The 5,765-nt window shown below is 72.7% G+C and carries 3 protein-coding genes and 1 pseudogene; all 4 read right to left on the minus strand.

Going from position 1 to position 5,765, the window contains the following annotated elements; translation table 11 throughout:
• A pseudogene (locus tag G4D87_RS32490) lies at positions 1-347 on the minus strand (alpha/beta hydrolase); the annotation flags it as partial.
• Between the two features lie 274 nt (positions 348-621).
• Positions 622-1,890, minus strand: coding sequence for a matrixin family metalloprotease (locus tag G4D87_RS32495; protein WP_163786571.1), 1,269 nt, complete (start codon positions 1,888-1,890; stop codon positions 622-624).
• A gap of 101 nt (positions 1,891-1,991) precedes the next feature.
• Positions 1,992-2,870, minus strand: a complete 879-nt coding sequence (locus tag G4D87_RS32500) for a sigma factor-like helix-turn-helix DNA-binding protein (RefSeq protein WP_163786572.1) — start codon at positions 2,868-2,870, stop codon at positions 1,992-1,994.
• The coding region (locus G4D87_RS32505) for a serine/threonine-protein kinase (protein WP_163786573.1) at positions 2,867-5,765 on the minus strand (2,899 nt) is incomplete at its 5' end. The genes G4D87_RS32505 and G4D87_RS32500, both read right to left, overlap by 4 nt.

The raw sequence follows: 5,765 nt of genomic DNA on the forward strand, positions 1-5,765 counted from the left end.
GACAGGGGGCGGGCTCCGACGAGGGGGCGGAGATACGCACGGAGGCTGAGTGGAATGTCAGCCGCCCTGGCCAGCCGCCACGCGGAGGCGGCGGGCCACACCGCGAGGAAGCCGACGAGCAGCGCGGATGTCGCCGTCCCCCAGCGCAGCCACCGCCACACGTCCACGTGGGAAACCCAGACGGCCACCAGCGCCGTGAGGAGCGCCGGCAAAAGCATCACCAGGCTGTATTCCCGCAGGATGCCCTTGAGCAGGTGGACGAGCGAGGGCACCCCGGCGGGAGCGAAGAAGACGGCCGCGAGCAGCACGCAGCCCACGATGTGCAGTAGCGCCAGGAGGGTCGGCATGGAGAGAAGAGGGCGGGGCGGTGACGTCGCCGCATCGTAGTGCCGGGGGCCGGCGCCTGGGGCCGAGAGTACCTTGTGCGGTACGGCTCAGCGAAGCGGGTGACGCTCAACCGTCCGTGTGCTCTTCGTGCGGCGGCGACGCGCCGACAGGAATGCTGGCGTGGAAGACGCGGGCCCTGTCTCTCTTCAGCTGACGGTGGATTGGAACGGAACGCGCGCCTCCGCGGCGACGGGCCGGGAGGCGCGCTTGGGTCCATCCGTCGTTCACCCAGCTTCAGTACGGATAGAGGCCCGCCGCCGCCTGCGCGTCGCAGGTTGTCGTGGCGGCCGCGCACACGGTGGGGCTCGAGTACATGATGGAGTTGCAGTTCCCGTGGTGGGCGAAGCCGAGGCTGTGCCCGATTTCATGGATGGAGACGGTCTTCGCGTAGTGCGCACCCGTGTGGTACGAGTTGTTCAGCTGGATGGTGCTCCGGGTCAGGCAGGCGCCCGACCAGGAGTTCGTCGCGTACCCTGCCCAACCCGTGGCGCCGTACCAGGCCTCGTACACCATGACGTCGGAGGCGCCGCTGCCTCGCCAGTGGAGATAGAGGCTGTTGCTGACGCTCGTGTACATCCACGCGTTCATGGCATCGCCGACAGGCCAACGCGTGCTCGTGTAGTCCGTGAAGGTGACGTTCGTGGGCCTTCGGCACCACCTGTAACCGAAGTTCGCGAGCCCGCACCAGTTCTGGGCGGTCACCGCGCCGGGGGCCGCCTCGTGCGTGGGCTCCTGGTGCGTGTCAGGTCCCAGGTACTGGGCGCTGCTCGCGCGGGCCTCGACCTGTGCGATGAGCGCTTCGACCGGCTCGCCCTGGGCGCGGCCGTCCTGCACCGGGATTCGTCCCAGCGGTCCTCCGGTCACGGAGTAGAGCTCCGTCAGGGCGCTCGCGGCCACGGGCTTGTCGCCGCCCTGCGGCGTGAGGAAGAACACCGCCCGCTCCCCCAGCTTCGGCAGCGGGTTGTCCGCCGGCGCGAGCATGCACCCGTCGGAGAGCAGGCCGCCGGGGAACACGACTTCCACGGTGGTGCCCTGGGCGACCACGCCGCCCGAGGCGCTCTTGAGTCCCGCCGAGGTGCGCGCGATGTCGTTGATTCGCACGGTCGCGATGGTCACCGGCAGGTCGCTGTAGGCGCCGCTCTCCTCGTCGGTGGGCTGCCCCTCCACCTTGGACTTCGCGTGGGCGCGCATGACGTCGAAACGCGTGGACTCCACCTGGCCGTGGATGATCAACGCGGAGTGGTCGGTCAGGTCTTCGATGGAGCCCTCCCCACGGACCCAGTCCATCACGAGCGAATGCTCCGACCCTTCAACGTGCGTGTGGGAGGGGGCGGACGTGCCGGGCACCCACGCCGTCACCTGCACGTCCTCCTGAACGGGCGGGACCGGTTCCTCGGCTCCGTCGTTGGTGCACCCCAGCGCGCCCAGGAGCGCCAGGGGCAGAATCCAGGAGCGTTTGGGATGCAACGTCGTCGCGGTCTTCTTGGGGTTGGTTTCGCGCATGCGCTCTCCTCCGGGTTGGAACTCGCCTGAAGGACGAAGGCACGAGCCGCGCGTCTCATGAGAAACTGGAAAAAAGCATGAGGATGGCCAGGGCGGAAAAGTCAGTCCGCCATGAACTGGCGCAGACTGATGTCGAGCTGGCTGCGTACCAGGCGCAGCAGGCTGTCCAGCTCCCCGGGCGTCAGCCTCAGGCGCGCCGACAGCTCCTCGCGGGTGAGCTCCATCAGCCGCTCGCGTGCGCGGGCAATCCAGCGTGCCACGGTGGAGCGGGGGGCCTGATACGTGGCGCTCACGGCGTCCATGGCCATTCCGTGCACGTGGTGCAACCGCAGCAGGTTGCGCTCCTGGGCCTCCAAGCGGCCCAGCGCGGCGCGGAGGGCCACGCGGAAGTCCTCCTGGTGCCGCTCTCGGATGAAGGCCAGCTCGGGGTCCGCGCCCAGCCGCTCCGCGAGCGCCACCGGGGCCCGCTCCAGCAACTCGCGCGGCGCGGCGCGGCGCTGGTCGATGTGGAGCCGCAGCGCCACCGCCCGCACCCACTGCCCGAGCGGACCGCGTCCGGAGTAGGAGGCCAGCTTCGGCGGTGCGCCATTCACCGGGACCAGCAGCCGCTGGCGCAGCGCCTGCCGCAGCTCGTCCACGAGCGTGGGCGACTCCCTTGGCAGCCACGTCCCCACCTGGGACAGCACGTGCGTGTCGAGCGCCTCGTGCGCCCGCGCCTCACCCCGCACGCAAGCGAAGGCGAGGAAGACATCCGCCGCGCGCAGGCTCGCGAGCACCTCGTGGGCCGCTCCCGTGGAGGGCAGCCGTTGCGCCACGTGCGCCAGGAAGGGCTCCGCGTCCATGCGCACCTCCGGCCACGCCTCGCGTGCCTCCCGCACCAGCGTATCAAGGACCTCCTCCAGTCCGGGAAGCGCCCTCAGCGCCGGGACGAGCGCGTGCGGCGCCCGGGACAAGAAGGCCTCGGTCGGCTCGGACGTCACGGAACACCTCCACCGACAATCCCGCCCACGGGGGTGGGCGCGAGACGGAGCGCCTTGGCCGAGGAGGCGCCGTGGGTGGACAGCCAGGCGCGCACCTCGCGCGCGCGCGGCGCGTAGATGGGCGCGCTTCGGGCATAGGCCGCCTGGGCCTCTCGCGCCAGGGCGAGCGCCCGGGGCCGCTCCTCCTGTGACTTCCAGAGGACCCGGGCGAGCGCGAAGTTCGCGCGGGCCAGCTCGGCCGGGGCCAGCTCCACCTTCTGGGCGAGCGCCACCGCTCGCTCCAGCGGCTCACGGGATTCACGCAGCCGGCCACCCACCACCAGCGCCTCGCCCAGCAGCCCGAGCGTCTGCACCACCCGGGGGTGTTCCGCTCCGAGCGCCTTCTCGCGCACCTCCAGCGACCGCCGCAGGTGAACGAGCGCCGGGCGCACCCTGCGCAGGAGCAGCTCCACGTGCCCCAGGTTGTAGCGCGCGCTGGCCACCTTCGGGTGGTCAGGGCCCAGCGTGGCCTCCCACAGCGCGCGCGCCGCGCCGAAGTGGGCACGTGCGTCCTCCAGGCGGCCCGCGTCCATCGCCACCGAACCCAGGTTGTTGCGCGAAAGTGCCACGTCCGGGTGCCGGGGACCCAGCTGCGCCTCTTGGATCGCGAGCGCCTCCCGGTAGGCTGCCTCCGCCTGTGCGAGCTGACGGAGATCTGCCTGTGCATTGCCCAGGCTCAGCAACACGTTTGCGACCCGCAGTTGCTCGCTGTGTCCGCCCTTGCGCAGGCTGGCCAGGGCGCGCTCGTAGTGGGCAATCGCCTCCGCCAGCTGGTTTCGTCGCGAGAGCGCGTCGCCCAGGTTCACCCGGAGCACGCTGGTGCTGGAGTGCTCCGCGCCCAAGAGGCGCTCGCTCAGGGCGAGCGCCTCGCCATGGCGCGCCACCGCCTCGCTCACCTTCCCCTGGAGCCGCAGCGCGGTGGCCACGTTGTTGAGGTGCACCGCGCCCAGCGGGTGCTCCTGGCCGTACACCGCCACGACGAGCGCCAGGGCGCGCGCATGGTGCCGCTCCGCCTCTGCGTGGCGCCCCAGCGCGTTGAGCGCCATGCCCGTGCCAGTCAGGACATCTGCGAGCGCCACGTCCCGAGGCCCGCGCGCCCGCTCCAGGAGGGCCAGGGCCTTGCTGGCCTCCGCGAGCGCGCGCGCGTATTCGCCCTGCCGGTAGCTGAGGCTGCTGAGGACGCGGTGCAGCTCCGCGGCCACCTCCAGGGAGGCTTCGGGACCCAGCCGCTCCAGCGCGGCCTCCGCCATGCGCGCGGTGCGCTGGGCCTCCTTGTCCAGGCCCATGCCCTGGACTTCCGTATAGAGGAGGCGATTCCACGCGCGGGCGGCCGTCTCGTCATCGCGCCCGGCCTCCGCTACGCGCACCGCCTCCTCCAGCACCTCACGCGCGGAGGCGAAGCTCCCGGCGGTGCCTCGCAGCTCGCCCATCAGGAGGAGGGCTCCCGCCAGCGTGGGCCGGTGCCCCAGCCCTCGCAGCGCCCCCACCACCTCTTCCAGCCGGGGCAGCACGCGCTCATGGAAGCCGGCCGCGCCCTGCACGCGCAGCCCGTCCACCTCCTGGCGCAGGCGCACCAGCTCCCGCCGGGCCTCCTGGGCTTCTGGCAGTGGGTCCACGCGGGCGAGCGCGCCCCGGTCCGCGCACGCGGCCAGGGAGGGGAGCTGCCGCGTGGCCTCGGACGCCCGCGTGAGCGCCTCCCGCTCGCCCCGCTCCAGCAGCTCCACCAACACCCGCAGCGCCTGACGCCGGCCATCCAGGCACGCGGCTCGCAAGTCCATGAGCCGCTCGGACTGCGCCTGTCGCACGCGCGTGTCCTCGCACGACTGCCGCTCCTGGGTCACCAGCGCCTGGGCATAGGCGTCGAGCGCCCGTGTGGTGGACTCGAAGGCGTCTAACGGCACCGGCGGCCCGCCCTGACGGAATCGCTGCTCCAGCCGGACCCGGTGCGCTTCGCCCCAGGTGTCCTCCAGCCGGCCCTCGAAGCCGGTGCACGCTCGCGCGGCGTCACTTCGCGCCAGGCCGAAGCCCACCGCGGCGCTGGCCGCCACGCCCGTGGCCAGCGCCGCCGCCACCCAGCGCCAGCGGCGCGCGCGCGCGCCGGATTCGAGCCGGGCGAGGAGCGCGGCCAGGGTGGGGTGGCGCGAGGATGGCTCGGCGGCCAGGCCCCGGAGGATGGCGTGGCGCACCGCGCCGGGCACCCGAGAGCCGCGGGGCGGCGGCGTCACTCGCTCCTCACGCAGGGCCTGGACGTGCTCGCTCGTCGTTCCTCCCGCGAAGGGCCGGTGGCCGAAGAGGGCTTCGTACAGCGCGACGCAGAAGCTGAACTGGTCGCTGCGGGCGTCCGCGCGCAGGCCTCGCCACTGCTCCGGGGACATGTACGCGGGCGTGCCCCGCCGGACGCCGGTTCGCGTGTCGCCTTCCGTCGTCAGGGGCCGGCTGACGGGGTCCTCTTCGGCCCACGGCTCCCGTGGCGTCAGGAGGGCGGGCTCCGCTCGGGCGAGGCCGAAATCGGTGACGCGCACCTGGCCGTCGTCCCCCAGCAGCACGTTGTCTGGCTTGAAGTCGCGGTGCACCAGCCCCACCGCGTGCGCGGCGGCCAGCCCCTGTCCCGCCAGGAGGAAGCGCGAGAGCACCTCGTGCCACGGCCGCGGCAGCTCCGCCAGCCAGTGACGCAGCGTCCGCCCCCGCACCAGCGCCATGGCGAGAAAGACGGTGTCGCCATCCAACCCCACGTCGTGCACGGTGACGACATTCGGGTGGGACAGCCGGGCCTCCTGGGCTTCTGGCAGTGGGTCCACGCGGGCGAGCGCGCCCCGGTCCGCGCACGCGGCCAGGGAGGGGAGCTGCCGCGTGGCC

It is taken from the genome of Myxococcus vastator (assembly GCF_010894475.1).
Lineage (GTDB): Bacteria > Myxococcota > Myxococcia > Myxococcales > Myxococcaceae > Myxococcus > Myxococcus vastator.